Below are 25,300 nucleotides of genomic sequence, written 5' to 3' on the forward strand. Positions count from 1 at the left end.
GGTTATGCCCTCGAACAAGCGAAGCCATGCCCCGTCATATGCCCGTAGTTAGGCCCCACCCCGGCACCTCCAGAAGCTGGGGTCGGCTCCTCCAGCCCATATCAAGCCCGTCGCGGGGGTCCCCCTGGCCCTTAAGGCCTTGGGGGAGATTGAGGACGCTCGCCGCAGGCGCAGGAGTCGGACAGCAAAAAGCCGGACGGGGCGCAAACAAGCCCGTCCGGCAATTGAGGACAGAGGGGGGCGAAAAGGGATCCACCCCTCAGTTGCCGTACCTCCGGTGCCGCGCGGCGTAGTCGCGCAGCGCCCGCAGGAAGTCGACCTTGCGGAAGGCCGGCCAGAACACTTCGCAGAAGTAGTACTCGGAGTGCGCCGACTGCCAGAGCATGAAACCGGAGAGCCGCTGCTCGCCACTCGTGCGGATCACCAGATCGGGATCCGGCTGCCCCCGCGTGTACAGGTGCTCCGAGATGTGCTCGACGTCGACGATCTCGGCGAGCTCCTCGAACGACGTGCCCTTCGCCGCGTGCTCCAGGAGCAACGAGCGCACCGCGTCCGCGATCTCCTGGCGGCCGCCGTAGCCGACGGCGACGTTGACGAGTATCCCGTCGATGTCGTGGGTGGCCTGCTCGGCCTCCTTCAGGACGGCCTGGGTGTGCCCGGGGAGCAGATCCAGCGTGCCGACGTGGTGGACCCGCCAGCGGCCGTCCGCCGCCAAGTCCCGTACCGCGTCCTCGATGATTCCGAGCAGCGGGGTCAACTGGTCCTCGGGGCGGTCCAGGTTGTCCGTGGAGAGCAGCCAGAGGGTGACGACCTCGACATCAGTCTCGGCACACCAGCCGAGCAGTTCCTGAATCTTGCTGGCGCCGGCCTGGTGGCCCTGCTCGGGGCTGCGGGCCGAGGCCTTGGCCCAGCGCCGGTTGCCGTCCAGGATGACGCCGATGTGCTTGGGCACCTGATCGTGGTCGAGGCGGCCTTCCACCCGGCGCGCATAGAGCCCGTACACCAGGTCGCGCAAGTTCACCGATTCCACCCTCTCGTTGCTTCCCGGGGGCCCGCCGCCGCCCCGCACACCGGCCGCCCCAGGGAAAGCACAGTACTGCGGACCGGTCACGGCGGCCCAACTCGGTCTGTCACAAGTCCGTGATAAGCAGGGAAACGTGACTGAATCGCTCCGCTACCTCGCAGCCGCCGACCGCTACGACTCCATGGAGTACCGGCGGACCGGCCGCAGCGGCCTCAAGCTCCCCGCCGTCTCGCTCGGCCTCTGGCACAACTTCGGCGACGACCGCGCCCTGGATTCGCAGCGCGCGATCCTGCGCCGCGCCTTCGACCTGGGTGTCACCCACTTCGACCTGGCCAACAACTACGGCCCGCCGGCCGGCTCCGCCGAGCTGAACTTCGGGAAGATTTTCGGCCAGGACTTCGCCCCGTACCGGGACGAGCTCGTCATCTCCACCAAGGCCGGCTATCTGATGCACCCCGGTCCGTACGGCGAGTGGGGCTCCCGCAAGTACCTGCTGTCCTCGCTGGACGCCTCGCTGAACCGCATGGGCCTCGACCACGTCGACATCTTCTACTCGCACCGCTTCGACCCGCACACCCCGCTCGAGGAGACGATGGGCGCCCTCGCCTCCGCCGTCCAGCAGGGCAAGGCGCTGTATGTGGGCGTCTCCTCGTACACCGCCGAGCAGACCGCGCAGGCCGCCCGCATCCTCAAGGACATGGGCGTCCCGGCCCTCATCCACCAGCCGTCGTACTCGATGATCAACCGCTGGACGGAGGACGACGGGCTGCTCGACACTCTGGAGGCGGCCGGCATGGGCTGCATCTCCTTCGTGCCGCTCGCACAGGGCCTGCTCACCAACAAGTACCTCAAGGGCATCCCGGAGGGCTCCCGCGCCACCCAGGGCAAGTCGCTGGACCCGGGTCTGCTCTCCGACGAGGTGGTACGCCGTCTCAACGGGCTGAACGACATCGCCTCCCGACGCGGCCAGTCGCTCGCGCAGCTGGCGCTCGCCTGGGTGCTGCGCGACCCGCGGATGACGTCGGCGCTGATCGGCGCGTCCAGCGTCAAGCAGCTGGAGGAGAACGTGGCGGCGCTGGCCGGACCGGCGCTCACGGAGGCGGAGTTGAAGGAGATCGACACCTTCGCCGTGGACACCGAGGGCACCAACATCTGGGCCGGCCGCGGCTGATGCTTCCCTTGGGGAGTGTCCGGCGGATCAGGGCCGGACACCCCCTGGGCCGCTCCGCATGGCCGCCTCCTCAGGCCGCGAACCCCTGGCCGGGCTTCGGGAGGCGCGGCCTGCCGAACCACTGCCCCGCGGAACCCTGGCTGAGCAGCACCACGACGGCCACCGCGGCGAGGCCGGGCAGTACGCCCGCCGGACGGTGCGCCCCGATGGATCCGAGCCCGAAGAGGATCTGCACGGACGCGAACACGATCGAGGTGATCCGTACCCCGCCGCGCCCGCTGTCGAAGAGGAACGCGAACACGACGAGTACCCAGCCGCAGAGGTTCGCCCCGATCGCAGCGCCCGCAGCTTCGGCGCCGCTGACCGCCCCCATGATCACGGAGCCGAGCACGCTGAGCCCGCCCATCGAGAAGATGACCACCTGCGCGGCCCGCACCGCGCCGGGCATCGACTGCGGCACGACCGCACCGTAGGGATGCCCGTAGCCGAAGCCGCACGGGGCCTGTGGGTAGGGCGCCTGTCCGTAGCCGGGCTGAGGGTACGGAGCCTGGCCGGGGGCGGGCTGACCAAAGGCGGGCTGTCCGTAGCCGGGCTGTCCGTAGCCGGGCTGGGGATGCGGGGCCTGGCCGTAGCCGGGCTGCTGGTCCGGGCCCTGCGGCGGGGGCGGGTACTGGCCGGGCTGCTGCGGCGGGCCCCACTGGGGCTGCGGCGGAAGGTTCTGCGGCTGGGGCTGGGGCTGCTGGTCCGACATGATCCAGACCTTAGCCAAGCCCCCGCAAAGAAAAACGGGCCGGTCCGTGGGGGGGATACGGACCGGCCCGAGGGGGGGTTTCCACCATAACCCTTCGTAAGTGATGCTGGGCGCCACGGCGTGCCGGAATTACGCTCCGGAATCGGCCCGGCACTGACCGATGGCCTTCGCAGGAGCGGCCGACGCCCCGGATCCATCCACGACCATGCAGGTCAGAGGATCGGCACGGACTCGGACCACTCCTCCCCGGCGGATTTCGTGGTCGGAAACCCGCTCCCCAAGTGCTTCACCCCACTCACCCAAAGGGAGCAGTGCCGGGTCGGCTGCGTGACCGTCCGGCGTCAGGGAGTACGCGAAAGTCGGGCGCGCGGCCTCGCTCCGGGCGTCAGGGAGTACGCGAAAGCCAGGCACTCGGACTCACTCCTGGCCCCTTCCGCAACACCGACACCCCGTCCTTCTGCGCGACCAGCACATAGCCGTACCGCGACAGCGCCCGCCCGTACTCCTCCTCCTCGCGGGGGGCCGGGTAGGGCCAGTGGCCGGGGGGATACGGCCAGGACTCCGCCGGGACGCGGTCGTAGGCGATCCACTGCGCCGTGGGGGCCGGGATGGGGCCGTCGGTCGCGTCCAGCTCCCAGTGGACCGGGAAGGTCGGGAACACGGCGACCGTGGTGCGTGAAGTCAGTTGCGGGGCAAGACGGTTGGAGGCAGCCACCGTCGCTCCGTCGGGGATGAGCCGCAGGAGGTCGCGTACCGCCGAGACGTGCGGTGCGGTGCGCCAGGTGGAGCGGTGGGCGATCTGGGCGAGCGGGAAGGACGGGACGAGGACGAGCGTCACGGCCGCCACCGTCGCGAGCGAGGCCCGGACGTGGCGGCGGGCGAGCGGGTCGTCGGCGGCGGCGTACGGCCGCAGTGCGTCGGTCAGCGCCGCGAACACCACCGGCATCAGTACGGCCGTGTAGTGGAAGGCGGTCCCCCAGTGGAAGACGTTGGTGGACAGCATCCGCCAGCCGAGCGTCGGCACGGCGATGAGCGCGAGCGGCGAGCGCAGGGCGATGAGCGCGGCCGGCGCGAAGACGAGGACCAGCGTGGTCGCCTTCATCTCGGGGCGCACCGCGTCCAGCGGGGCGAAGGCGAGGGTGGCGAGCAGCGAGTGGTGGGCGGGGGCGAGGCTCGCGGCGTGCGCGTAGGCCCCCGTCGGGTTGAAGAACGGCAGGAGCACCTTGAATTCGAGCGCGCTGCCGACGAGCCCGAGCAGCGCGGTCGCCAGACCGAGCCGACGCGGGCCCCGCCAGGCGATGTACGCGCCGATCGCGGCGAGCGTGAGCCCGAGGTCCTCCTTGACCAGGAGCAGCGGCACCGCCCAGGCGACGGCGCACCGCCACCGCCGGCGGGCCAGCGCTTCGAGGGCGTACGAGACGAGCGGTACGGCCAGGCACACCTCGTGGAAGTCGAAGCCGACCGCCGATGCGATGCCCCAGCTCAGCCCGTACCCGAAGGCGATGACGTGCCCGGCGCGGCGGCCGAGGACGCGGGTGGCCTGCCGGGCGAGCGGCACCACGGCGAGCGCGAGCAGCGCGGCCTGCGCGAAGAGCAGGGTGTACGGGGTGGGGAAGAGGCGGTAGAGGGGGGCGAGGGCGGCGAGCAGCGGGTGGAAGTGGTCGCCGAGGAGGTTGAAGCCGGCGCCGCGCAGCGGTGCGACGGGCGCGTCGAGGTGTGCGTAGGCGCGGACGCCCTGCTCGAAGATGCCGAGGTCGTAGCCGGTGGTGCGGACCAGCGCCTGGCGGTGGCCGGAGATGGTGGCATAGAGGAGGAAGAGCGCGGCGGCCCACCCCCACCACAGGAGGGCGGGCCGTCCGATGCGTACGCGAGGGATGCGGGAAGTGGGCGCGGGCGTGATCGACGGCCGAGCACGCCGCCCCACCCATTGGTCAGCAATTGTCCCCATACATCCGGATGCTAGGCAGCACGAGTGGCCCGCAGCGGCTTCCGCGCCTCGATCAGGAAGCGTGTCGTGTGCGCGACGAAGGGGCCTTCGGTACGGATCTGCTCGTCCAGCGCCTTCAGCCGGTCGCGGTACTCCTCGACGGTGAAGCCGGGCACCATCCAGATCACCTTGCGCAGGAAGTACACGACGGCGCCGATGTCGAGGAATTCCGTCCGCAGTTTCTCCTGGCGCAGATCGACGACTTCGAGCCCGGCGCTCTCCGCCTCCTTGCGCGCCCTGCCGGGGTCGCGGGCGCCCCGGACCTCCGGCGGCTGCGGTCCGAGGAAGTACTCGACCAGCTCGAACACGCTGGCCGGGCCCACCTGTTGGGAGAAGTACGTGCCTCCCGGCGAGAGCACCCGGGAGATCTCGGACCACCAGGTGGTGACGGGGTGCCGGCTGACCACGAGGTCGAAGGCTCCGTCGGCGAACGGCAGCGGGGGCTTGTCCTCGTCCGAGACGACGGCCACTCCGCGCGGGTGGAGCAGGCCGGTCGCGCGGGCGAGGTTCGGGGGCCAGCCCTCGGTCGCGACGGCGAGCGGCGGCAGCTGGGGCACGGCGGCGAGGACTTCGCCGCCGCCGGTCTGGATGTCGAGGGCGGCGGTGGCCTTCGCCATCCGTCCGGCCATCGCACGGGCGTACCCCCAGGATGGCCGCTCTTCGGTGGCCCGGCCGTCCAGCCAGGAGAAGTCCCAGCCGTCGACGGAGACGGACGCGGCCTCGTCGATCAGTTCCTCGAAGGGGCGGTTGTTGTGGTTCCTGATGTTTCGGCCCATGTTGCGGACCCTACGCGGCGACCCCGTGAGCCACTACCGTTTATCCATGGGCCGATGGAGGGACGGAACGGGCGAGTTGAGCGTGCTCGACGGCGCCGGGACAGCGGTTCCGCTGGAGATCGCGGCGTCGTACCGGGCCCGCACCCGGGGCCTGCTCGGCCGGGACGGGATCGAGGGGGCGCTGCTGCTGACCCCGGCGAGCAGTGTGCACACCTTCCGGATGCGGTTCGCCATCGACGTGGCCCATCTGGACCGCGAGCTGCGCGTGATCGCGGTCCGCACGATGCGCCCCGGCCGCCTCGGCGCGGTCCGGCCGCGCTCCCGGCACGTACTGGAGACAGAGGCGGGCGCGATGGCCGCGTGGGGGCTTCGCCCGGGTGCCCGGGTCCGGATCGTGGCCGGGCAGGATCTCAGGACTTGAGCTTGGCCGCCTGCGCAACGGCGAGCCCGGGCGGAATCCGGGGCGTGTCGCCCCCGGTCACGTCGACGGCGTAATAGGTGACGACGGTCGTCCCGCTCCGCACCACCTGGAAGACCATCGGCACGGTCTCGCCCGCCGCGACGCCCGTCAGCTCGTACGCGATCGCCTCGTCACCCGCATCCGGCGCGGGCAGCTCCTTCACCTGGGTGAAGACGGACGGCTCCAGGTCGCCGCCCTTGGTGGTGAAGCCGTCGCCGCAGGCGTCGAGGGCCGAACGCAGCCGGGGCAGTACATCGGTGGCGCCGGACGGGTGGGCGCCGAGCACCTCGGTGACGACGGTCTGGTCGGCCTGGCCGTCCTGCGTCGCGTCGACGAGCCGCCGGAAGACGGTCGCGGAGGGGGCGGGGTCGGGCGTGCCGTTGATGACGGACACGATCGGCGTGCACGCGGCCTTCACGCTCCGCGAACTGCCGGTGGGGGTGCCGCCTTCCAGCGGTTCGGCGGCGAAGTTCTTCACGTCGCCGGTCACGAGCGCGGCGGTGGCGAGCTGGTCGCCGGTGAGCGCCCCGGTCGCGGATGCCTTCGTGTCGGCGCTGCCGGACGCACCGGGTGCGGCCGCCGTGTCCCGGACCGAGCCCTGATCCTCGCCCTTGGCGCCCGAGCTACTGGGCCCGCACGCCGCCGCGGCCGCGAGGGCGACCAGACACACCCCAGCCGTCGCCGCACGGCTCCGTACCAGCCTTGGCTTCATACCCAGCACCGTAACAACCACTCCTGTGGATTGCCTGGGTCCCGGACCCCCCGAATTCCCCCCGTCGCCCCCCGGGCCCCCGCCCCGTCATGCCGCCATCACCCGACGGTAACCCACCCGATTTCGCCGGAACGGGGTACGCGGAAACGGGCCGGGTGATGACGCACGGGTCGGACGATGACATACGGGCCGGACGATCAACTCCTGTCGCGTGTACGGGAGTTGGCGCCGGGCACCCTCAACGCCGGCCCGGATGCACCGCACCCCGCTCGGGCGCCACCGCACGCGGGGCCCACTCTTGAAGCATCCCCGCATCACTGGCGGGGGCTCAGCCTCAGCTCACGAGGCACGGCAGCACCGCCCAGGTCCGGGTACCACCACCCGGCACGCGGGACTCGCCGAACCCCCAGTCCCCGCCGCAGTCCCACACGACCGCAGCGAGCAGCCGCAGCCCGCTCCGACGCCGGGCGTCACGCGCGCGGCGGCAGACTGGCCCGCACGCCGACGCGATCCACTCCCACCGAGCGGAGGAGACGACATGACCCGCATCGAGCGGGAAGAGGCGTACTGCGGCGAGGGTGGCAACTGCTTCCGCCTCGGGGTCGACAGCGACGGCCACGGTTACATCGCTGTCGCCGGACAGGAGGACCACCACCTCACCGACAGCCGCGAGGCCCTGCGGAACCTCATCCGCGACATCAAGGCCGGAAAGGCGGACCACCTGCTGCGAGCCAGCGGTGCGACACCCTGAACTACCCCCGGCGTACAGGACGGCACAGTTAGCCGTATGGAGGAATGGTGCCCATCACGCCCGACCGGCCGACTGCCATGGACGCAGACGTGCCGTATGAGGAGTTACTCCGGACCGTCGAAGAGCTGAACACGCCGGACGGCTATAAGGCTGAGCTCATCCGGGGGAAGATCGTGGTCTCGCCATGGGCCGGACTTCACCGCTTTCGCCCGACGAGGCTGCTCCGGGCGAGGCTGGAGGCCCATGCCCCCGCCCGGCACGACGTGGACGCCGCCCCGTTCCTCTTCGCCTTCGCCTTCGCGGGGTGCGCATACGGACCGGATCTGCACGTCGCGAACGAAGCCGCCTTCGAAGCGGAGGGACGGCATGCCGACGGCGGGGCGCTCTCGCTGGTCGCCGACTTCACGTCGATCTCCACCGAGGACGCCGACTGGGAGGCGAAGGTCGCCGTCTACGGCCAACTAGTTCCGGTCTATCTGGTGCTCGACACACAGGCGGCGGAGATCACCTGCCTCTGGGATCCCTCCCCGCGCGGCTACCGCTCGCGGACAACCGTTCCGTTCGGCCGTCCGCTGCACATCCCGGCACCCTTCGACTTCGAGCTGGACACCGCCGAGCTCTCCGCCACCCCGGCCAAAGCCGGGCCCGACGAGGGCAAAAGCCCGTCCAGCTAAGAGTTGCCTTCCGGCGTGGCCATGGCCACGCCTGGCCTGAATCGCATTGCATGTGCAACGAACCCCTTGATAGTCATGGACAGCGGTGTGTGTCAGTGGTGCGTGTGACGATGCATACCAACCAGGGGGCTACGGGACTGCGGGGGTTGGTTGATGACGGGGTGGGACATAACGCCCAGCGGGGTGGCGTCCGTGCTGTCGCTTGTCGGGCTCGCGGCGGATGACCTGAGCAAGGACATCCAGGGTTACGGCGCGAACGTGGAGGATGCCGCACGGTTCGTGGGCACGATCAGCGGCCCGTACTGCGGTGAGGCGCCGCCCGGGCCGGTGGGTGTGGCGGTGGCCGACTTCGCGTCGGACACCCAGGGCAGTATCCGGTTCATGGCTGCCCGTACGAAGAAGACGCTGGACGGCACGGTCAAGGCCACCACGGAGTACGTCGAGGGTGACGTGGCGATGGCGGCGCAGGCGCAGCGCGAGGCGGCGGGCGCGCCCACCCCGGCGGAACTGGCCGCTGTGGGCAAGGCGCCCGCCGACAAGGTCGGGAAGCAGCCGAAGTGATCGACCTGGGTGGGATCCCGCAGTACACCGGTGACTTCGGCAAGCTGGCGACGGCGGTGTCGAAGCTGCGTACGTACGCGACGGGGATCCGCAACAACGGGCAGGACGTGCACTCGCGTTTCCAGGCGACGGCCGGCTACTACAAGGCCCCGGAAGCAGAGCAGTTGCTCTCCTCGACCCGGCCGGTGATGGACACCGCCGACACGTTCGCCTCGCACATCGAGTCGCTGGCCGACGCATTGGAGATCTTCGCCGCCGAGGCCAAGCCGCACGCAGACCGGCTCAAGCAACTCAAGCTGGATGCCATCGAGTTCGTCACCAGCGTCGAGGGCGACGGCCACTGGACCCGGGACCAGCACAAGGTCGACCGCAATCGGGAACTGATAGACGGCGTGAGCGAGGCGCGCGCGGCGTTCCACGACGCGGAGCGCCGTGCGGCCAACAAGATCGAGGCGATCAGTCCGGCGGTGTGCCGGCCCACGTGGACCGTCGACGACGGCACCCATGCGCCGGGCATGTACGGCGAGAGCGCCGACATGCTCAAGAGCACCGAGAACCTGCCATGGGGCAGCCCCGAGGAGCAGACGTACGAACGCTGGAGCCTGGGCTGGTGGACCCACGGCGCCAAGAGCTGGGTGTGGGACGGCCTGGCCAAGGACAGCATCGGGGGTGGCGTCGACGGCATCATCACGCTGCTCGGCTATCACGGCCGGGAAGCGTGGGGTCAGGCGTGGGACGGGCTGCGCCGTACGTTCGTCGGCGGTTACGCCTATGGCATGGACCTGCTCGGGGAGGGCAAGCACCTGTCCGGGTGGCAGCGCGACAGCGAGGCGTACACGAAGGAGTTCGGCAAGCAATTCATCGCCTACGACGAGTACAAGAAGGACCCTGCCCGCGCGCACGCGATGGTTTCCTTCAACCTGCTCACGCTGGCTTCGGGCCCTCTGGCGGGCGCCGCGAAACTGGGCAAGGGCGGCACCATCGCGAAGGCCGCCGGCACCTTGTCGAAGATCGGTGAAGTGCTCGACCCGCTCTCTGGCAGCCTCAAGGCGGTCAAGGCGCTGTCGGACCTACCCAAGGTCTCCCAGGTACTGGGCAACCTGACCGATCACTTCCAGATACCGAAGTCGAAGTTCCCCGACAGCATCCTCGACCTCGACCACCGCTACCGGGTGGGCAGGGACGGCGAGTTCATCCCGATCAACGCGGACGGCGCCCCCAACCTCGCGCTGCCCAAGCACGAGCCCGCGGGCTCGGATCTCGTGACGGGGGCGGGGCGTGGTGAGCGTGAACTCGCGAGCGTGGGTGCGGGAGGTCACGCGCATGGGGCGGCGGGCCATGCGGGCGAGGGGTTGGCGCCACGGGGCGGTCAAGAAGTACATGGTGGGAGTGGCAAGGACACCGGTCCCGCGGCGAACGGCCACGGCGGGCGAGAGAGCGACTACCCGACTGGGCACACCGAGCGCGCGGAAGGTTCCGCGAGTCATCACGGCCCGGACCATGGCGGCAGCGAGGGTTCGGCCGGCGATGGCCCGCACACACCGCACGGTCCCGGCGACGGCGGGTCCGGCGGTGGCGACACCCCGGGTACGCACGGCGACGCCTCGCACGGCGGCGAGGGGCAGCCGATGGTTCGCGGGGGAGAAACGGAGCAGCGCCTCCGGGAAGCCATCAAGGGCGTCCCTGGAAAGCAGCGGCCGAATCCCAAGCTTCTCGAGAAGGTGATCGATCGGCTCACCACGGAGCCTGACGGACAGAGGGTCGCCGACATCATCGCTTCGGGCCAGTTCAATCAGAGCGGCGAATTCGCCACGGTAGTGAAATCACTCGGGGCGAACAAGACGCATATGTTCCAGCCGGGCGCCGATCAGCTCATCTTCGCTGACGACCTGGTCAAGAGTGGTGTGCCCGCGCATTCCATAGACTTCGAGCTCAAGCACCCAGTCGGCGCTGATGTGGACGTCCGTATCGCGGACGAGTCGGGCAAGGTATACGCCTACCAGATGAAGCACCTCAACGACCCTGCTGACCAGGTTGGTGAGATCACCCGAGCAAAGTACCTGCGGCAACTGGCGCTAGCCGAGGCGGACTACCGTGTACTGCTTGTGGACGGTGGCCGTGGAACGCGCGCGGAATGGATAGCCAACGGCTCATATGATGAACTTATGGATGTCCGCCGTGATGTAAACCACCCGGAGAACCAGAGCATCACGTTCGTCATCCGCTTGGAGGACGGGCCCCTCGTAGTCCCGCCCGGAAGCAAACTCGACCCCAAGGACATGCTGTGATCACCTCATCAATGCCTGTGGGCGATTGGACTTGGGAAGTCGTGCCGGCGTCCGGCGGGGTCCGGCCTGCCCAGGCAGCGGATGTCGCCGTCGAAATCTGGAACATTCTGGCCGAGCGAGAGTTGGCGGCCCCGGTGGGCAAGGTGGACGTCTCCGTTCGAATCGCGGGCGACATGCGGGACGTACGGGTCGATGCCGTCGGCATGCCCCTGGTCCCGGAGCCGCTGGCTCCCGGAGCCGCATTCGCGACGGCCGTCGGCCAGGCGGAGTCGGTCGAGGAGGACTGCGTCGTCACGATCCGGGTCGAGTGTCCTGGGTTTTGGCTGGAACAGGGAGGCAAGTACCGGGCAGAGAAGCTCTTCGCCGTCCAGATGGTGCTCTGGGCAGGCAACTCTCTGATGGTGACGCTCGAGACCTATTCCGACGCGTGGCTGACCGTCGATACCCGGGATCGGGAACAGCCCGAGGTACACACCCTGAACGCTCCCCGGCTCGCCGCTGCTCTGGAGAAGATTTCGGCTCTGCTCGGCAGCGCGCCCGACCCCGGCGATGAGAACCATTACGCGAAGCCCACCCAGGACGGGTTCGAGGACGTCAGGACCGAGGGCCCTGCCTACACCGACTCTTGGGGGACGTTCGAGGTTCCTGCCCGAGCGAGGCTGCTGCGCTCCCGGGTCCCGGATTCCGAGGACGAGTACGAGGAGACCACGGACCATCCGGTGCGCTATCTCGCCGTCGAGCACGCCGGGCACACGGTGGGGTACCTCTGGGCCTCGGTCGCCGACGATGCCGCGGGCTTCGAGCCGCGAGTCGCTGTCGGTGAGATCGCGTTCCAGGCGGGGGCCGGATGGTTGTTGGGCCTGCGGGAAGCCCACAGCCAGGGCCTGACGCCGCTCGCCGCACTGGACTGGCTGGCCCGACAGCCGTCGCGGCCGGAAATCGGCCTCATTACTGGGGCCGATTCTCGGGAGGTCATGTCGCTGGACGCTCTGGAAGAGCTGTCGGGCCGGTATTGAGGCCCGTGCGATCTCGGACTTCCGACCGGGGAATTGGAAACCCCTGAGGAACTTGCCACGTTGCTCGGGATGCCCCCCGAGATTGGCGAACCGACCTACTTCGGAAGAGCCACTACCGATGGGCTCACCACCCCGGACGTCGATGAGGACTGCGTGGGCCCCGATCTGACCAGCAGGCTCTGATGCTCTATGAGCATCGCGCCCCGGGCAACAGCACCCCAGAAAGCACCACATGACCTACGACGTCATAGCGCTCACCCCGACCATGCCGGACACCAAGACGCTGCTCGCGGCGCTGTACGCGGGCGGCCCCGACCTCCGGGTGAAGCATGCGGCTGACGGCACGGTCGCCCAGCTCTGCCGCGCCGATGGACAGCCCCTCGTCTCCATCGAAGCACCCCGCTTCCTCCAACTGCCGGGTGAGACAACGCAGTTGCTCGGACACGTTGAGGGCGTGGACCCGGCAGCCCCGGTGTGGTGGACCGAGGTGCGGGGCGCGAGTGCGGTCGCGGAGACCCGGCGGCTGGCCGGTTCGGTCGCGGGGCGGCTCACGGCGGTCCTCGGCGGCGCCACGTGGCCGCGCGAAGCAGCCCACACCGATGTCGTCACCATCCCCGCCGCAGAGCCCGCCGACCAAGCTGACATCGATCACGGCGGCGTTGACGTTCTCACCGGCAAAGCCGCCCTCGTCATCCACGACCGCCCCATCGCGGCCGCCACGACCTGGCTGACCGACATCATCCGCTTCACGACCGGCACCGGCCGCGAGCTCCACCTCATCACCCCGCCCAGCACCCGGCTCACCTTCCCCCTGCGCACCCTCCTGGACCGCATGCCCGGCCGATGGGTCGTGCAGGATCCCGAACACGGCTACTACGACGGCCTCACCGGCTCCGAACTGACCTGGAACGACGGCCACTTCACACCCATCATGGAGTCCGACGGAGCCCCTCGCGTCGCTCCGCGCTTTCGGAGCCCCTCAGCAGATGGCGAGGGCGAACGACAACTCGTGCTGTCGCTGCGCACCATCCACCCCGCCACCGACCGACTCGTCCTCGGTGGAGCGATGGAGTGCGCCTGGCAGGTGCTCACCGGATCCGCACCCGCCGGATGGTCCACAGCGGAACCTGTCAACCTGCCTTGGTCACCGGACAAGTTGACCGAACTGGCCCGCGACCGGGCCCGGCGGTCCATACCGACCTGGCTGGTCGCCGTCGGGGCTCCCGACAAGTCGGCCATCGCCACCATCCGCATCGCCCACACCCGCGCCGGCGTCGAGGAACACATCACCCTGGCCGTCGGCCACACCGCCGGTCAATGCCCTCCCCTGGAGGTGCTGCCGAAACTCGCGGAGGCCCTTGCGGACCAGCACAACCTCGCCACGATGGTCACCGAGCTACGTCCCGCCCGAGCCGACCTGACGACCCCGGCGCACCACGAGCCGCCGTCCGTCCCGCTCTCGTTCACCCTCGGCCCCGACGCCGTGGCGGAGCTCGGACCCGACCGTGCCCGCCGCGCCCTGGCCGACCTGGCCCCCGAGCAACTCGGCCCAGCCGCCCGCCCGGCCCTCCACTTCGCCCTCGGCGACGGCACCGATACCTCAGCCTGGCAGCGCTTGCACCAGGTCAACGCCTACTTGAACGCCGGCCGGGGGTCGGCCTGAGAGAGAGGGCCACCCAACGGACGGGACCCGTCGAGCAACTCGCCCATTCTAGAACAGGGCACCCAGAATGGGCCGGGCAATGAAGTACGGGCCATACGATCAACGCGTCTGGCCCGTACGGAAGTTGGCGACCTCAGCGTCGGCCCGGATGCGCCGCGCTCCGCTCACCCCCTCAGTTCACGAGGCACGGCAGCACCGCCCAACTCCGGGTGCCACCGCCGGGTTCGCGGGACTCGCCGAACCCCCCAGTCCCCGCCGCGGTCCCGCACGACAGCCGCGAGCAGCCGCAGCCCGCTCCGACGCCGGGCGTCACAGGCCTCCGCGAGGCGGGGGTGGGCGTGCCGGGCGTGTGCGTCGTACACGATCAGACGCAGCGCACCTTCGCGGTGCCGGAGGGAGAGGTAGAGGTTCTGGGAGGGGTTCAAGTACGCCGCCACCGCGACCAGTTCGGATGCGGCGAGCACCGCTTCGGGTGCAATCGTGTCGAGCGCGTGGGCATGCAGGGCCGAGCGGACGGCGCTGCGCGCGATGCCCGCGCAGTGCGGCTCGCCGGGCAGGGTGAGGCTGAGCGACAGCCCCTCCGGAGGCGGCGGGCAGACAATCGGCGCGGGGTGCGCGGCCGGGCAGGCCGCCGTGGTGCGGGTGGTGAGCATCTCTGGCTCCCGTGTGCTGGTGGGGGGGCAGCGAGCAGTGGCTTGTCTCCCTGACACGGGCCCACCCCTCCCAGGGGAGGAGCACGCGGGCAGGCTCGCGCGATGCACTTCCAACTCGCTTGCGTAGTCGGTGCGTTACTCACTGTAGAACATCGCGGAGTACGTGTACTACCCCCTTGCGGAAAGTGCCGGTGGACCGCCTGGTGTGCGGGAGGCAGACTGGGCGGGACCAGCAGGCCCAGTGGAGGATGCATGCCACCCAGGAGCACGCCGACGGAGCGCCAGCGGCGTCTCGGTGCGGAGTTGCGGAAGATGCGCCTCGCGGCGGGCATGGGCACGGAGGTCGCGGCAGCGCTGCTCGGCGTCCCACGCACCAATGTGCCGAACATGGAGTCAGGCCGGTCCGGCATCAGCGCCGCCCGCGTGCGCACCCTGGCCGCCAACTACGGCTGCACCGACGAGGCGTACGTCGATGCACTCGCCGCCATCCCGGCCGAGCGCGAGAAGGGGTGGTGGGAGGCCTACCGCGACCGGCTCCCGGCGACTTCGCTGGACATCGCCGAGATGGAGTGGCACTCCCGGCGCCTGCGCATCGCGGTCACCATCCACCTCCCAGGCCTGCTCCAGACTGCCGACCACGCCCGCGCCGTCTTCGCGCAGGTCGTCCCCCGGCTCACCCGGGCCGATCTGGCGGCCCGCCTGGCCCACCGCATGGATCGCAAGCAGGTTCTGGAGAGGCCGGATCCGCCGAGAGTCGAGGCGATCATCCACGAGGCCGCCCTGCGAATGGAGTTCGGAGGCACCGAAACCACCCGGGCCCAGCTCCGGCACATCGTCGAGTTGACCAAACGCCCGCACGTCTCCGTACGAGTCATCCCGTTCAAGGCCGGAGGCTTTCCCGGCTCCGGCCAGTCCGTCATCTACGCGACGACCGCCGTACCGCAGCTCGACACGATCGAACTCGACACCACCCACGGAGCGGAGTTCCACGACGACGAGACCCAGCTCGCCAAATACCGAGCCCAGCTTGATGAGTTGGAGTCGCGAGCGCTCACCCCCGACGACTCACGCGCCTTCATGAGCCACCTGGCCCACCGACTCTAGGAGCAGGACATGCCCGAGATCCACTGGGAAGAGCCCCTCTGCGGCGAGGGAGCAAACTGCTTCCGCCTCGGGGTCGACAGTGGCGGCAACGGTTACATCGCTGTCGCCGGGCAGGAGGACCGCTACCTCACCGACAGCCGCGAGGCCCTGCGGAACCTCATCCGCGACATCAAGGCCGGAAAGGCGGACCACCTGCTCTGAGCTGGATCTGCGCCCGCCGACCACCCTCGAAGGGGCCTACGTCACCCCTCATCTTTCTTCAATTTGTACAGTTTGAGATCTTTGTTCACGAACAGGTGCACATAGCCGCAGTTCCAGCAGATCAGCCCGCTCGCAGACTCATTCGCCCAGCCGAAGCCCACGAACTCCATGCCTGAGCTGTTGAGTTTCACCTCACGCTCCCGGAACTGATCCCCCTGGCAGAATATGCACTTGACCCACACATTCCCGATAGCCGCACGTACAGGCTTGGCCACACCCTCACCTCTCCCAAGAACAACCGGAGTGGCGCAACCGTCCCGCACACACACCGCGCAGCGGCCAGCATAGTCAGGCATCGAATCGGACCGTGAGCTGAAGGGACCGCGCACCGCCCCTGCCGCGCGCGTCATCAGCGACGCCTTTGCGGCAGCACTGCCCGCGACGGAATCCGTCGACTTCATCCAGCGCGTCGCAAGCCAGCTTCAGGAGGAGACGAGATGACCCACATCGAGTGGGAAGAGCCGTACTGCGGCGAGGGCAACAACTGCTTCCGCCTCGGGGTCGACAGTGACGGCAACGGCTACATCGCTATCGCCGGGCAAGAGGACCGGTACCTCACCGACAGCCGCGACGCCCTGCGGAACCTCATCCGCGACATCAAGGCCGGCAAGGCGGACCACCTGCTCTGAGCAGGAAGGTTCACTCTGGGCCCGGGACACCGCCCGGCCTACGGTTGATGCACGACCACGCCCCGTAGTCGCATGGAGGATCGCGTTGACCGTCCCCTTCGAGGAACTGAACACCCCAGACGGCTACAAGGCCGAGCTCATCCGGGGGAAGATCGTCGTATCGCCGTGTTCCAAGCCACTTCGCTACCCTCGCCCTATGCGGCTGCTCCGGTCGCAGCTTGAGGGATACGCTCCACAGGGGCATATCGCGGAGACCTCACCGTTCCTGTTCCGCTTCCCATCCGCTGAGCGCGGCTACGGCCCGGACCTCGTCGCAATCGAAGCCGCCTAAGACTTGATCCGCGATCACAGAGAGCGGACTACGGGTCTCAGTCGGCGGCGCCGGGCTTTCGAACGTCGAGGATGCCTCGCGAGGTGTGGGCGCGATCAGTGGTCCCGTACTGCGGCGGGGTCTGTGGGTGCGGCAGTTGCCGACTTCGCGTCGCCTAGAATTCTTGATCCAGCTTGGTTCCGTCGGGGGCGCGGAAGCAGCCCGACGTCACGGTCACCAGGATGAGCGGCTTGGATTCCTTACCGGCGGTCGGGCTGGACACCACCAGTTCAGCATTGATCGAGTAGTGATCCTTCGCCGAATCGGCGGTGAGCTCAAGGGTCTTGGCCTTGCTCTTGTTCGGGCCGTACCCGACGATCTTCCAGCCGCGCTTGGGGAGGTTTTCACGAAGTCGATGAAACCCGTCCTTCAGTACGTCCTCCGAGGAGACGTCGTAGATGGACCACGGGTGGTTGGCGCGGTACAGATGGCTCGGGTCCTCGTCACAGGGAGAGATACTTGGGCCGGGTTTGGTGACCTTGCCCTCCTTGATTCCGATCAATTCGAGGATCTGGCTGGATACGCTGCTGGTCTTCTCTCGGGCCTTCCCCACGGCCAGGGTCTGTGGAGTGTGGTCGGAGTGGCTGTCCACGTTGTTACCGCATCCTGTCGTGACCAGTAGGGCACCAACGGAGAGCGCTACGGCGTTCGTTGCGCGCCTTCGGCGATTCGGGCCGGTGCGGCTCAGCATCTAGTCGGCTTCCTCTACGCGGTTGTAGCGGCCCACCACGACCCATGCCTGGTTCTTCAGTGACTGCGAGTCCTGGTTCCAGTAGTCGCTGTGTCCGCCCGTGTCCACGTCCATGCGATGCGCTCCGAACGATTCGTCAGAGGGGATCGACGTGATGTACCCGGCGTCGTACGGGATTCCGTTCCATCGGTTGACGCCCCAGTGGCGCCCCGCGAGGAAGTCCCTGCCCAATGCGGGAACCGGATCTGTACTCCCGGCTTCGGACCATACGTGATCCCTGCCCACGTCGAGATCGTCAGCCGAGCCGACGAGGACTCCTGGGCTACCGACCGTCACCACGTCGTCCGCGGCCAGATCGTGTTCCATCGCGGCGGCGCCGATCACGGTCGATCCGTAACTATGGCCGATGACGGTTGTGTGACTGCCGTTTGCCCCACCCTGAGTGACCTGGAGGCCGTCCAGGAAGTTGTTGAGCTTCGGAGCCCCGTCGTATGCGTAGTCATCAAAGGTCGCATCGGTGACGAGCCCTTGCGGAGCGTCGTACCCGAGCCAGGTGATGGTGGACGTCGTCTCCCCGGGGGCCTGAGCCTGGGCCTGCTGCCACAAGTGGGTCGCCCGATTGATGTTGCCGCCGATCCCTTCGAGGTTCGAGGTCGTCCCCGGGACGTAGACCGCCGTATGGTCGGCCGTCTCCGGGTTGCCGTTGGCGATGACGGCATGGCCGATGCCCTTGGTGTCGAAGCCCAGCAGATACGCCTGCGGCAGGCCCGACTTGCCTTTTTCACCCGGCATGCCGCTTGCGTCGATACGGGCCTGGATGGCATCCATGCCCTTGATCTGCCCTTTCAGTGGACCGGCCTTGTTGTCCCAGGCCGTCCACAGAGGGTTGATCACCGGTCCGGACATGGTCTGCGTGTATTTCTGCGGCTCTGGGCCGAGCTCGGCCAGATCGGCCTGGGCCTGAGCGTGCGCTTCGGCCAGCACCATGCGGTTGGAGGTGTCACGTGCTACGGCGGGCAGGCCGTCGAGAGCACCTGTCTCGGCTGGATACAGCGTGGCGTACTCATCACGCTGCTCCGAGGTCAGGCTGTCCCACCAGGCCTTGTTCTCCGCGGGCGTCTTGCCCTGAGGAATGTCGTCCTTGTGGACCACCGCTCCGGCCGCCTTCTGTACGGCCTCCAGGTCTTTGCCGGCGTCGGCGAGCATCTCCTTGGTGATGGCCAGCCCGGCAGAGGCCTTGAGCTTGCGTAACACCCCCGCGTAACGGCTGTCGATGCTGGTTGCCTCGCTGACAGCGGTGGAGATGCGCTCGGCCAGGTCCTCGGCCTTGTCCTTGTTGGCGTTGCCCTGTCCTTCGCCCTTGCCGGGCAGGAGCGGAAAGGGGGCACCCGGCGTGGCCTTGCCGGTGCCGAGCGAGAGGGGCGCGGAGTTGGGGTAGGTCACCGAGCCGTCCGCCTTCACCGTGAAGCCGAGCGAATGGGCATCCTCCAGCGCCTGCTTCAACTTGCGTTGCGGCGCCGCGAGTTCCACTGCCAGCGCGTTGAGCGAGGTGCGGATGAGGCCGCACTCGCTCTGCAGATACTGGTAGTTGTCGCTGAGCCGGTTGAGCTGGCCTACGGCCGCGTCAGGCGTCTCGCCCTTCTGGGTGCCGCGCACAGGGATCGACATCTCCTGGTCGACCCTGATCCGCGCGGCGTCGGCACGATGGCTGACTTTTCCCCAGCCGTCCGCGGCGTCCTCGTACTCAGTGATCTTCAGATCGCGTAGTTGCTGCCAGGTGGGAATCCGGATCACCTGGCCCAGCCGGGCTTGGCCGGGGTGTGCACCGAGCCAACCTTGTCCTTGACGCCGTGGTCGACCTCGCCGAAGCTCTTGCCTGCCTTCCCCAGAGCGCCGTTCAGCCGGTCGCACTCGTCGCGCACGGACTCAAGGCGAGCTTCCCAGGTCGGTTGTAACTCCTTCAACGCGGCCGTGCAGTCGAAGCCCTCCGTACCGCCGCCGATGCCGCCGCCGGATCCCTTGAGTTCCGTCAAGCCGTCATGCGTGGACGTGCGGAGTTCTTTGGCCACTTTGGCGGCGCTGGTCCAGGGAGCGTCACTGATCTGGAGGTCGGGCCCGCCGCTTCCGGCGCCGTCGGCCTGGAGCTGATTGATCTGCATGTGCGTACTGTGCCGATCGGCCGCTCGGGCCTTCAGCTGCTCCCACTCGTCCCACGCCACGCGCGGCCCCTCCCCATGACCCAGGTAACCCGGGATGACCTCGTCTGGCTTCCGCTGTACTCAATGAGGTTGCCGGGACAAACGCTATGGGACCGGTGCGGCGCGTGATGTCTGCTCGATCGCTCAAGCCGCCTGTAGTTCCGTACTACGTGTACTCACATCGCTCGCGGGATCGGAGATCGGCGCGAAGCCATCGCCTGCACCTCAACTCCCTCGCTCGCCTGTTCGTGGGGCCACTCAAGGGAGCCGAGTAGACACCGGTAGCCGGACATCCATCAGCAAGGTGCCGCCGATCGACTAGCCGCTGCTCCGGGTGAAGCTGACCTCCACTCGGCGGTTCTTCTTGCGGCCGTCCTCCGTGGAATTGTCGGAGATGGGGTAGTCCTCGGCGTAACCCCGGATCTCGAAGGTGACATCGGGGCCGAGGGACAGCGACAGGGCTTTCTGTACGGCGTCGGCGCGCTGTTTGGAGAGCACGACGCCGTGTTCGTGCGTACCGAGGTTGTCGGTGAATCCGAAGACGCGGACGCTGGTCGCCTTCTGCTTCTTGACCTCGGCGGCGATGCCCTGGATGCGGTCGTTGGCGGCGGGCGAGAGTTCCGCGCTGTCCATCGCGAACAGGACCTCCGCCTGGAGGGCGAACGTCACCGAGGAGTTCGTGTCGGAACGCCGCTCCTCGCCGCCCTGGTCCTCGACGATCGACTTGATGTCCAGCACCTTGGGAGCGGCGAGTGTGCCGCCTTCGGGGAGCTTGAGGTTGGGCGAGGTGCTGTCGACCTTCATGGAGGGATCGGTCGTCGCCTCGGTGCCGGGCAGTGGGGGGCTGCTCGGCGTCCCGTCGGCGTACGCGGTGGTGCCGCCGGCGGCCAGGACAAGGGCTGCGGCAACCGCTACGGCAGTGTGCCGGGTTCTGGTCATCGTGATCGTCATCGTCATCGCGTGATCACCCGGAGACGGGGACGGTCATGGTGGGGAAGGTCGGAAGCTGGAAGTCGACCTGCTTGGTGCCGTTCGGAGGGGCGGGGAACTGGGCGAAGAAGGCGACGGTCTGGCTCGCGTCCACGCTGGAAATCCCCATTGTGCAAAGGCATTTGCCGCCCGTGTCGCGGAGCACGTAGTACCGCCTCTTCCCCACCTTGTCCACGAGCGTGGCCCCGGCCACGGAGTCGCCGCTGGCCAGTACGTCCCGTTCGTTCCCGGCCCAGGCGCTCGTATGGTTGAAGTTCTCACTGCCGGAATTCTTGAACTGGCCTGAGACGGTGAGGAATCCACCAGAGTCACGGGTCACACTGTTGACAGTAAGCACGACGCCGCCCTCGCCAGTGGCTTCCGCGAGCTTGACTGCGGGATCCTGCTTCGGCGAGGAGCCGTCCGACTGCTGGCCTGCACCGGCCGAACTCGACTGTGAACGACCGGAGTTGCTGGCGCTTGCCTTGTTGTCCTTACCGCTTCCGCCGCATCCGGCGACGGTGAATGCCAAGGCGACCGCCATTGCCGCCGCCACAGCCCCCCTCCGGGGCCTCAACGTATGCCGAACACTCATCGGTGCCATTCCTCTGCTCGTCGGTCGCCGTCAGTCGACCAGTTTCACGGTGAAGATCTTCTCCAGCTTCGGCAACGGATCAACGGGCATGTCCTGACCGTCACACGTGATCGTGACAGGCGGCGGCTTCGGATCGTTGCCACTGACGGTGCCAGGTGGCAGACCGCATCGAAGCTCGATCACCGCCGTGGCGCCGGCCGTTGCGTGGTCCTGTTCCGTGCCCGGGATCACCGACTTGCCCACGGTGTACTGGGTCCGGACCGTCACGGTGAACTTGAACTGTCCGACGCGACCGGGATGAGGATCCCACCCCGAAAGGTCGGAGTGGTTCTTCGCGGCGAAACTCACAGCTTCGTCGTGAGCGGCGGCGGCAAAGGTCCCGTCCTTGAAGATGCCGTCCAGGCCGCCGGGCGCCGTGAGCGCAGCGAGGAGCTTCGGGCCCAGCTCTTCGCGAGCGCGCTGCGCGGCCGCGAGCGCCGCCGAATCGGCCGCCCCCTGGGCTCCGTTGCGCGTGGCCGCTGCCTGGCCGACCGCAAAGAAGGCGAACGCAAGAAAGAGCAGGCCCGCCACCATCACGACGTAGATGGGGAAGGCCTGCCCTCGGTCTTGGCGGAGGCCTGAGATCAGCCGCCGGCCTTGACTTTGTCGATCTGGTCCTTGATCCGATCGGTGATCTTGTTGCCAATCCCCGTGGCCATGATCCCAGCGATGATCGCCACCACCACCAAAATGATCCCCAGATACTCGAACGACGTCTGCCCCCGGTCCCGGGCCCCGTCCCGGCCCTCGTAGCGGCGTCGGATCCGGGCAACCGCCGTGTCCCGCCAGCCACTTGCGCGGAGCTGAGCTGCGACGGCGGTTTTCAGCAGAGTGTCCTGCGGCATTTCGCGGCTCTCCTCCGATTGCGGCGCTGCGTGCGTCACCCGGAACGTAAGCCGGGGTGCTCGGCGCGACCGAGGGTCCAGGGGCCCAATTCCGGGCCCAAAGAGGGGGGTTACGCATGGCCCGCCCCCAGCCAGCGCGCGATCGCCTCGCTGCGGGTCGTGCTGTGCAGCTTGGCGAAGATCCGGTTGATGTGGTTCTTGACCGTCTTCTCGCTGATGAAGCAGGTGGCCGCGATCTGCTGATTGCTCATGCCCGCCGCGATCAACTCCATCACCTCGGCCTCCCGCGAACTCAGCCTGAAAACTTCCCTGTTGCGCATCGAGACGGACCACTGCGCAGTTGACGACTGTGCCACAACCGGTTGCAGTTGCGAAAGGGATTCCGCAGAAGTGAGGGAAGTAGCAGTCGGACGGTCCGGTTGCTCGCGTACGTGGGCGAGGAGGGTGTTCGCCGCCGTGGCCGTGAACACGGCCCGGCCCTCCTTCATCCCCCGTACCGCCGCGATCAGTTCGTCGGCGGTGAACTCACCGTGGACCAGGTAGCCCCCGGCCCCGAGCCGCAGGGCTTCGCGCACGATCTCGCTCTCGCGGCTGTACGTCAGCATCATCACCGGGGCGAGGCGTACGAGGTGCGGAAGCGCCGCTATGCCGTCGACGCCCGGCATGCGTACGTCGAGCAGGATCACGTCCGGGCGGTGCCGCACCGCGGCCTCGTACGCCTCGCGGCCGTCGGCGGCTTCCGCGGCCACCTCGATGGCGTGGTGGCCGTGCAGCAGCGCGGCCAGACCGGCGCGTACGACTGGGTTGTCGTCCGCGATCACGATCCGCAGGGACCCTGTCCGGCCGTGCGGCCCGGCAGCGGCGTCCTCGTGCGTCCACCCCTGCCCCGAACCGTACGAGACCTCATCCCCCATCGCTCGCCCCCCTCAGCGCGCTCAGCGGGATTTCCACCCGGACCTCCGTACCCTTCGCTGCCGTGCCCCGGCCCACCCTGATGCGGGCTCCGATCGCGGCGGCCCGTTCGACCATGCCCACCAGGCCGAAGTGGCCCGTACGTTTCAGGTCGTCGAGGGTGGTGCCGGGTGGGAGGCCGCGGCCGTTGTCGTGGACGCTGAGGCGGAGCATGGCACCCTCGACGCCCGCCGTCACCTCGATCCGGGCCGGGCCGGCATGCCGGTGCGCGTTGTCCATCGCCTCGCTCGCGATGGTGAGGAGGTGGCGGGCCACCCGCGCCGGGACGGGGGGTGCCGCCTCGCCCGCGAGGGGGGACCACACCGTGCGTACCCCGGTTCGATGTGTGAAGTCCCGTACTTCTGCCGCCAGTTCGCCTAACACATCCACCTCGCCCGGCCCCTGCCTCAGGTCGGCGAGGAGTTCGCGGGATTCCGCCGCGGCCCGGCGGGCGGACCGGGCCACCAGTTCGGCCCGGTGTCTGACCGCGGCCGGGTCCATGCGGTCGGCCGACGCGGCGAGGCCGTCGGCGGCGAGGGCCAGGCCGTGCAGGGTCTTCGCCACCGAGTCGTGCATGTCGCGGGCGAGCCGGGCCCGCTCCTCCTCGACCGCGTCGTGCACGGCGAGCCGGGCCCGGGTCTCGGTGAGGGCCTGGCTCGCGGCGCCGAAGCGGAACAGCAGATTGCGGATCGTCACCCCGACCGCGCCCGCGATCACGCAGAACCCGGGCAGCAGGAGCGCCGAGGGGTCCGAGGTGTGCGGCCGGCTCGTCGCGTACACCAGGGTCAGGATCGCCACCTGGAGGCCCGCGAAGACGCCCGCGCCGCGCCAGCCGTAGACCAGGCCCGCCAGCAGCGGCGTGCAGATCGTGACGTAACCGAGGGGGGACTCGGGGGTCGCCGTGACCAGCAGGAGCGCGCCGAACAGCGCGTCCACGGCGAGCAGCCAGGGGTGCCGCAGCAGGAGCGGGCCGAAGCGCTCCCAGTCGCGGAACAGGACGTACGAGCCCATGAACGTGACCAGGACGGCGGCGCCTATCAGCAGGCCGGGCGCGCCCTTGGCGGCGCCCGCGAGCGCGAACGGCGCACCGATCACGATCATCGCGAGGCGGAAGCCGAACACCTGGCGGCACATCGCCTGGAGTGCGTTGATCTGGAGGGTGAGGGTGGGGGGCGGCACCGACTCCGTCACCCTTCGGCGACTGGTCACGCCCAACCCCCGTACTCCCATGGTTAGTTGGAGGGTCATTTCGGGCCTCCCAGGAAGCCTCCGAAGTCCAGGTTGGCTCCGTAGACGAAGCCCACGCTGAGGAGGATCAAGGTGCCGGGGAGGAGGAAGGTCGTCACCGCGAAGGTGGCTTTGGGGACCGCGCGGGCCGCCTTGCGGCGGGCGTTCTGCGCGTCGGTGCGGCGCATGTCGGCGGCGATCGCGATCAGGGTGTCCACGATCGGCGCGCCCAGTTCCTCGCCCTGCTGGAGCGCGGTGACGAACATGGCGACCTGCTCGGAGTCGTTGCGCTTGCGCAGTTCCTCGAAGGCCTGGCGGCGGCTGACGCCCATGTCCATCTGGCGCAGGGTGATGCGCAGTTCGTCGGCCCAGGGGCCCTCGTACTTGTCGGCGACCCGGTCGAGCGCCTGGCGGAAGCCGAGTCCGGCGCTGACGACGACGGCGAGCACGTCGAGGAAGTCGGGCAGGGTGCGTTCGATGTGGTCGCGGCGGACCCGGACGGCCGACCAGATGCCGACCTCGACCCAGAACAGCGCGAAGCCCACCATGAACAGGGCGATGATCCAGTGACCTTCGAGCAGCATGATGAACGCGGCCGCCGCGCCGAGGATGCCGTACACCGCGCGGCGGGCCGCGTAGCGGTCGACGGTGAGGCCGCCCGGGTTGCCCGCCAGGTCGATCTGGCGGCGCTTCCTGGCGACCCGGTCGGGCCCCATCATCCGCAGCACCGCGGGCGCCCAGCGCATGCCGAGGCGGTCGACGGCCGAGCCGACGGCGGTGGTGCGTGTCGCGCCGACCTCCAGCGCTATGGCGAGGTCGCTCGGGAGCTTCACCTCGGCCCGGTACATGCGGATGCCCAGGAACATCCCGTACACGCTCAGGCCCATCAGGGCCGCGAAGAGCAGTCCCATCCCTCACTCACTCCCCTCTCGTT

28 protein-coding genes are annotated in these 25,300 nt (G+C 68.8%); 11 read left to right on the plus strand and 17 right to left on the minus strand.

The annotated features are described in order from the left end of the window. Positions 1 to 259: 259 nt before the first annotated feature. On the minus strand, positions 260 to 1,021 hold the full coding sequence (locus ACIBK6_RS29705; protein WP_399054496.1) for an isoprenyl transferase: 762 nt from the start codon (positions 1,019 to 1,021) through the stop codon (positions 260 to 262). A gap of 136 nt (positions 1,022 to 1,157) precedes the next feature. Here ACIBK6_RS29705 and mgrA point away from each other — a divergent pair, with 136 nt between their 5' ends. Then, positions 1,158 to 2,195, plus strand: coding sequence for an L-glyceraldehyde 3-phosphate reductase (mgrA, locus tag ACIBK6_RS29710; protein ID WP_399054497.1), 1,038 nt, complete (start codon positions 1,158 to 1,160; stop codon positions 2,193 to 2,195). Between the two features lie 70 nt (positions 2,196 to 2,265). On the opposite strand, the gene ACIBK6_RS29715 is transcribed toward mgrA, so the two are convergent. The 3 genes from ACIBK6_RS29715 to ACIBK6_RS29725 all read right to left on the minus strand — a co-directional run bounded on the left by ACIBK6_RS29715 (position 2,266) and on the right by ACIBK6_RS29725 (position 5,709). Then, positions 2,266 to 2,946, minus strand: coding sequence for a hypothetical protein (locus ACIBK6_RS29715; protein ID WP_399054498.1), 681 nt, complete (start codon positions 2,944 to 2,946; stop codon positions 2,266 to 2,268). 385 nt (positions 2,947 to 3,331) lie between these two features. Then, on the minus strand, positions 3,332 to 4,894 hold the full coding sequence (locus ACIBK6_RS29720; protein WP_399054499.1) for a DUF2079 domain-containing protein: 1,563 nt from the start codon (positions 4,892 to 4,894) through the stop codon (positions 3,332 to 3,334). Between the two features lie 11 nt (positions 4,895 to 4,905). Then, positions 4,906 to 5,709 carry a class I SAM-dependent methyltransferase gene (locus ACIBK6_RS29725; protein WP_399054500.1) on the minus strand — a complete coding sequence of 268 codons (804 nt, stop codon included), beginning with the start codon at positions 5,707 to 5,709 and terminating at the stop codon, positions 4,906 to 4,908. A gap of 46 nt (positions 5,710 to 5,755) precedes the next feature. Between ACIBK6_RS29725 and ACIBK6_RS29730 the strand changes: the two genes are divergently transcribed. After that, complete coding sequence (locus ACIBK6_RS29730) at positions 5,756 to 6,130, plus strand: DUF192 domain-containing protein (protein ID WP_399054502.1); 375 nt, start codon at positions 5,756 to 5,758, stop codon at positions 6,128 to 6,130. On the opposite strand, the gene ACIBK6_RS29735 is transcribed toward ACIBK6_RS29730, so the two are convergent. Then, a complete protein-coding gene (locus ACIBK6_RS29735) occupies positions 6,120 to 6,881 on the minus strand; it encodes a hypothetical protein (RefSeq protein WP_399054503.1) in 762 nt (253 codons plus the stop codon). The genes ACIBK6_RS29730 and ACIBK6_RS29735 overlap by 11 nt on opposite strands. Before the next feature lie 538 nt (positions 6,882 to 7,419). Between ACIBK6_RS29735 and ACIBK6_RS29740 the strand changes: the two genes are divergently transcribed. The 6 genes from ACIBK6_RS29740 (at position 7,420) to ACIBK6_RS29765 (ending at position 13,834) form a co-directional block, all read left to right on the plus strand. Further along, positions 7,420 to 7,632: a hypothetical protein gene (locus tag ACIBK6_RS29740; protein WP_399054505.1), complete on the plus strand. Its 213-nt coding sequence runs from the start codon at positions 7,420 to 7,422 to the stop codon at positions 7,630 to 7,632. Positions 7,633 to 7,676: 44 nt separating this feature from the next. After that, positions 7,677 to 8,306 (plus strand): Uma2 family endonuclease, encoded by a 630-nt coding sequence (locus ACIBK6_RS29745; protein ID WP_399054506.1) that lies wholly within the window; start codon positions 7,677 to 7,679, stop codon positions 8,304 to 8,306. 153 nt (positions 8,307 to 8,459) lie between these two features. Continuing rightward, the gene (locus tag ACIBK6_RS29750) at positions 8,460 to 8,867 is read left to right on the plus strand and encodes a DUF6507 family protein (RefSeq protein WP_399054507.1); all 408 of its coding nucleotides are present in this window, start codon (positions 8,460 to 8,462) and stop codon (positions 8,865 to 8,867) included. After that, the gene (locus ACIBK6_RS29755) at positions 8,864 to 11,155 is read left to right on the plus strand and encodes a hypothetical protein (RefSeq protein WP_399054508.1); all 2,292 of its coding nucleotides are present in this window, start codon (positions 8,864 to 8,866) and stop codon (positions 11,153 to 11,155) included. The genes ACIBK6_RS29750 and ACIBK6_RS29755 overlap by 4 nt, the downstream gene beginning before the upstream one ends. An 11-nt stretch (positions 11,156 to 11,166) precedes the next feature. Next, a complete protein-coding gene (locus ACIBK6_RS29760) occupies positions 11,167 to 12,171 on the plus strand; it encodes a hypothetical protein (RefSeq protein WP_399054509.1) in 1,005 nt (334 codons plus the stop codon). 232 nt (positions 12,172 to 12,403) lie between these two features. Then, entirely contained in the window at positions 12,404 to 13,834 is a 1,431-nt protein-coding gene (locus tag ACIBK6_RS29765) for a DUF6177 family protein (RefSeq protein ID WP_399054510.1), read from the plus strand. A gap of 164 nt (positions 13,835 to 13,998) precedes the next feature. Here ACIBK6_RS29765 and ACIBK6_RS29770 read toward each other — a convergent pair whose 3' ends face one another. Beyond that, entirely contained in the window at positions 13,999 to 14,487 is a 489-nt protein-coding gene (locus ACIBK6_RS29770; RefSeq protein WP_399054511.1) for an ATP-binding protein, read from the minus strand. A 252-nt stretch (positions 14,488 to 14,739) separates the two neighbouring features. On the opposite strand from ACIBK6_RS29770, the gene ACIBK6_RS29775 reads away from it, so the two are divergent. Together ACIBK6_RS29775 and ACIBK6_RS29780 are read left to right on the plus strand one after the other, a co-directional pair. Beyond that, a complete protein-coding gene (locus ACIBK6_RS29775; RefSeq protein WP_399054512.1) occupies positions 14,740 to 15,591 on the plus strand; it encodes a helix-turn-helix domain-containing protein in 852 nt (283 codons plus the stop codon). Positions 15,592 to 15,600: 9 nt separating this feature from the next. Continuing rightward, a complete protein-coding gene (locus ACIBK6_RS29780) occupies positions 15,601 to 15,792 on the plus strand; it encodes a hypothetical protein (protein WP_399054513.1) in 192 nt (63 codons plus the stop codon). 41 nt (positions 15,793 to 15,833) lie between these two features. Here ACIBK6_RS29780 and ACIBK6_RS29785 read toward each other — a convergent pair whose 3' ends face one another. After that, the gene (locus ACIBK6_RS29785) at positions 15,834 to 16,067 is read right to left on the minus strand and encodes a hypothetical protein (RefSeq protein WP_399054514.1); all 234 of its coding nucleotides are present in this window, start codon (positions 16,065 to 16,067) and stop codon (positions 15,834 to 15,836) included. 222 nt (positions 16,068 to 16,289) lie between these two features. Here ACIBK6_RS29785 and ACIBK6_RS29790 point away from each other — a divergent pair, with 222 nt between their 5' ends. Next, positions 16,290 to 16,481, plus strand: coding sequence for a hypothetical protein (locus ACIBK6_RS29790; protein WP_399054515.1), 192 nt, complete (start codon positions 16,290 to 16,292; stop codon positions 16,479 to 16,481). Positions 16,482 to 16,966: 485 nt separating this feature from the next. Here ACIBK6_RS29790 and ACIBK6_RS29795 read toward each other — a convergent pair whose 3' ends face one another. From ACIBK6_RS29795 to ACIBK6_RS29840, 10 genes are all read right to left on the minus strand, one after another. Continuing rightward, positions 16,967 to 17,542: a hypothetical protein gene (locus tag ACIBK6_RS29795; protein WP_399054516.1), complete on the minus strand. Its 576-nt coding sequence runs from the start codon at positions 17,540 to 17,542 to the stop codon at positions 16,967 to 16,969. Next, on the minus strand, positions 17,543 to 19,336 hold the full coding sequence (locus ACIBK6_RS29800) for an alpha/beta hydrolase (RefSeq protein ID WP_399054517.1): 1,794 nt from the start codon (positions 19,334 to 19,336) through the stop codon (positions 17,543 to 17,545). It lies immediately after the preceding gene. Further along, positions 19,333 to 19,701, minus strand: coding sequence for a hypothetical protein (locus tag ACIBK6_RS29805; protein ID WP_399054518.1), 369 nt, complete (start codon positions 19,699 to 19,701; stop codon positions 19,333 to 19,335). The genes ACIBK6_RS29800 and ACIBK6_RS29805 overlap by 4 nt, the downstream gene beginning before the upstream one ends. A 357-nt stretch (positions 19,702 to 20,058) precedes the next feature. Further along, complete coding sequence (locus ACIBK6_RS29810) at positions 20,059 to 20,697, minus strand: OmpA family protein (protein WP_399054519.1); 639 nt, start codon at positions 20,695 to 20,697, stop codon at positions 20,059 to 20,061. Positions 20,698 to 20,704: 7 nt separating this feature from the next. Next, positions 20,705 to 21,265, minus strand: coding sequence for a hypothetical protein (locus ACIBK6_RS29815; RefSeq protein WP_399054520.1), 561 nt, complete (start codon positions 21,263 to 21,265; stop codon positions 20,705 to 20,707). 69 nt (positions 21,266 to 21,334) lie between these two features. Next, positions 21,335 to 21,931 carry a pilus assembly protein TadG-related protein gene (locus tag ACIBK6_RS29820; protein WP_399054555.1) on the minus strand — a complete coding sequence of 199 codons (597 nt, stop codon included), beginning with the start codon at positions 21,929 to 21,931 and terminating at the stop codon, positions 21,335 to 21,337. Then, positions 21,928 to 22,188 carry a hypothetical protein gene (locus tag ACIBK6_RS29825; protein WP_399054521.1) on the minus strand — a complete coding sequence of 87 codons (261 nt, stop codon included), beginning with the start codon at positions 22,186 to 22,188 and terminating at the stop codon, positions 21,928 to 21,930. The genes ACIBK6_RS29820 and ACIBK6_RS29825 overlap by 4 nt, the downstream gene beginning before the upstream one ends. Positions 22,189 to 22,298: 110 nt before the next feature. After that, positions 22,299 to 23,102, minus strand: coding sequence for a response regulator (locus ACIBK6_RS29830; protein ID WP_399054523.1), 804 nt, complete (start codon positions 23,100 to 23,102; stop codon positions 22,299 to 22,301). Then, entirely contained in the window at positions 23,092 to 24,387 is a 1,296-nt protein-coding gene (locus ACIBK6_RS29835) for a sensor histidine kinase (RefSeq protein ID WP_399054524.1), read from the minus strand. The genes ACIBK6_RS29830 and ACIBK6_RS29835 overlap by 11 nt, the downstream gene beginning before the upstream one ends. Next, on the minus strand, positions 24,384 to 25,277 hold the full coding sequence (locus ACIBK6_RS29840; RefSeq protein WP_399054525.1) for a DUF5936 domain-containing protein: 894 nt from the start codon (positions 25,275 to 25,277) through the stop codon (positions 24,384 to 24,386). Before ACIBK6_RS29840 ends, ACIBK6_RS29835 begins: the two co-directional genes overlap by 4 nt. Positions 25,278 to 25,300: the final 23 nt, after the last annotated feature.

Source organism: Streptomyces sp. NPDC050485 (genome assembly GCF_044458185.1).
Taxonomy (GTDB): Bacteria; Actinomycetota; Actinomycetes; order Streptomycetales; family Streptomycetaceae; genus Streptomyces.

Bases quoted from the DNA above. Each gene is read 5' to 3' on its own strand.
- ACIBK6_RS29840 (WP_399054525.1), bottom strand. From the start codon at position 25,277: ATGGGACTGCTCTTCGCGGCCCTGATGGGCCTGAGCGTGTACGGGATG.
- ACIBK6_RS29735 (WP_399054503.1), bottom strand. From the start codon at position 6,881: ATGAAGCCAAGGCTGGTACGGAGCCGTGCGGCGACGGCTGGGGTGTGT.
- ACIBK6_RS29720 (WP_399054499.1), bottom strand. From the start codon at position 4,894: ATGGGGACAATTGCTGACCAATGGGTGGGGCGGCGTGCTCGGCCGTCG.
- ACIBK6_RS29730 (WP_399054502.1), top strand. From the start codon at position 5,756: ATGGGCCGATGGAGGGACGGAACGGGCGAGTTGAGCGTGCTCGACGGC.
- ACIBK6_RS29830 (WP_399054523.1), bottom strand. From the start codon at position 23,102: ATGGGGGATGAGGTCTCGTACGGTTCGGGGCAGGGGTGGACGCACGAG.
- ACIBK6_RS29805 (WP_399054518.1), bottom strand. From the start codon at position 19,701: ATGCAGATCAATCAGCTCCAGGCCGACGGCGCCGGAAGCGGCGGGCCC.
- ACIBK6_RS29725 (WP_399054500.1), bottom strand. From the start codon at position 5,709: ATGGGCCGAAACATCAGGAACCACAACAACCGCCCCTTCGAGGAACTG.
- ACIBK6_RS29795 (WP_399054516.1), bottom strand. From the start codon at position 17,542: ATGCTGAGCCGCACCGGCCCGAATCGCCGAAGGCGCGCAACGAACGCC.
- ACIBK6_RS29825 (WP_399054521.1), bottom strand. From the start codon at position 22,188: ATGCCGCAGGACACTCTGCTGAAAACCGCCGTCGCAGCTCAGCTCCGC.
- ACIBK6_RS29740 (WP_399054505.1), top strand. From the start codon at position 7,420: ATGACCCGCATCGAGCGGGAAGAGGCGTACTGCGGCGAGGGTGGCAAC.
- ACIBK6_RS29770 (WP_399054511.1), bottom strand. From the start codon at position 14,487: ATGCTCACCACCCGCACCACGGCGGCCTGCCCGGCCGCGCACCCCGCG.
- ACIBK6_RS29835 (WP_399054524.1), bottom strand. From the start codon at position 24,387: ATGACCCTCCAACTAACCATGGGAGTACGGGGGTTGGGCGTGACCAGT.
- ACIBK6_RS29715 (WP_399054498.1), bottom strand. From the start codon at position 2,946: ATGTCGGACCAGCAGCCCCAGCCCCAGCCGCAGAACCTTCCGCCGCAG.
- ACIBK6_RS29760 (WP_399054509.1), top strand. From the start codon at position 11,167: ATGCCTGTGGGCGATTGGACTTGGGAAGTCGTGCCGGCGTCCGGCGGG.
- ACIBK6_RS29765 (WP_399054510.1), top strand. From the start codon at position 12,404: ATGACCTACGACGTCATAGCGCTCACCCCGACCATGCCGGACACCAAG.
- ACIBK6_RS29810 (WP_399054519.1), bottom strand. From the start codon at position 20,697: ATGACGATGACGATCACGATGACCAGAACCCGGCACACTGCCGTAGCG.
- ACIBK6_RS29780 (WP_399054513.1), top strand. From the start codon at position 15,601: ATGCCCGAGATCCACTGGGAAGAGCCCCTCTGCGGCGAGGGAGCAAAC.
- ACIBK6_RS29745 (WP_399054506.1), top strand. From the start codon at position 7,677: ATGGTGCCCATCACGCCCGACCGGCCGACTGCCATGGACGCAGACGTG.
- ACIBK6_RS29775 (WP_399054512.1), top strand. From the start codon at position 14,740: ATGCCACCCAGGAGCACGCCGACGGAGCGCCAGCGGCGTCTCGGTGCG.
- ACIBK6_RS29790 (WP_399054515.1), top strand. From the start codon at position 16,290: ATGACCCACATCGAGTGGGAAGAGCCGTACTGCGGCGAGGGCAACAAC.
- ACIBK6_RS29750 (WP_399054507.1), top strand. From the start codon at position 8,460: ATGACGGGGTGGGACATAACGCCCAGCGGGGTGGCGTCCGTGCTGTCG.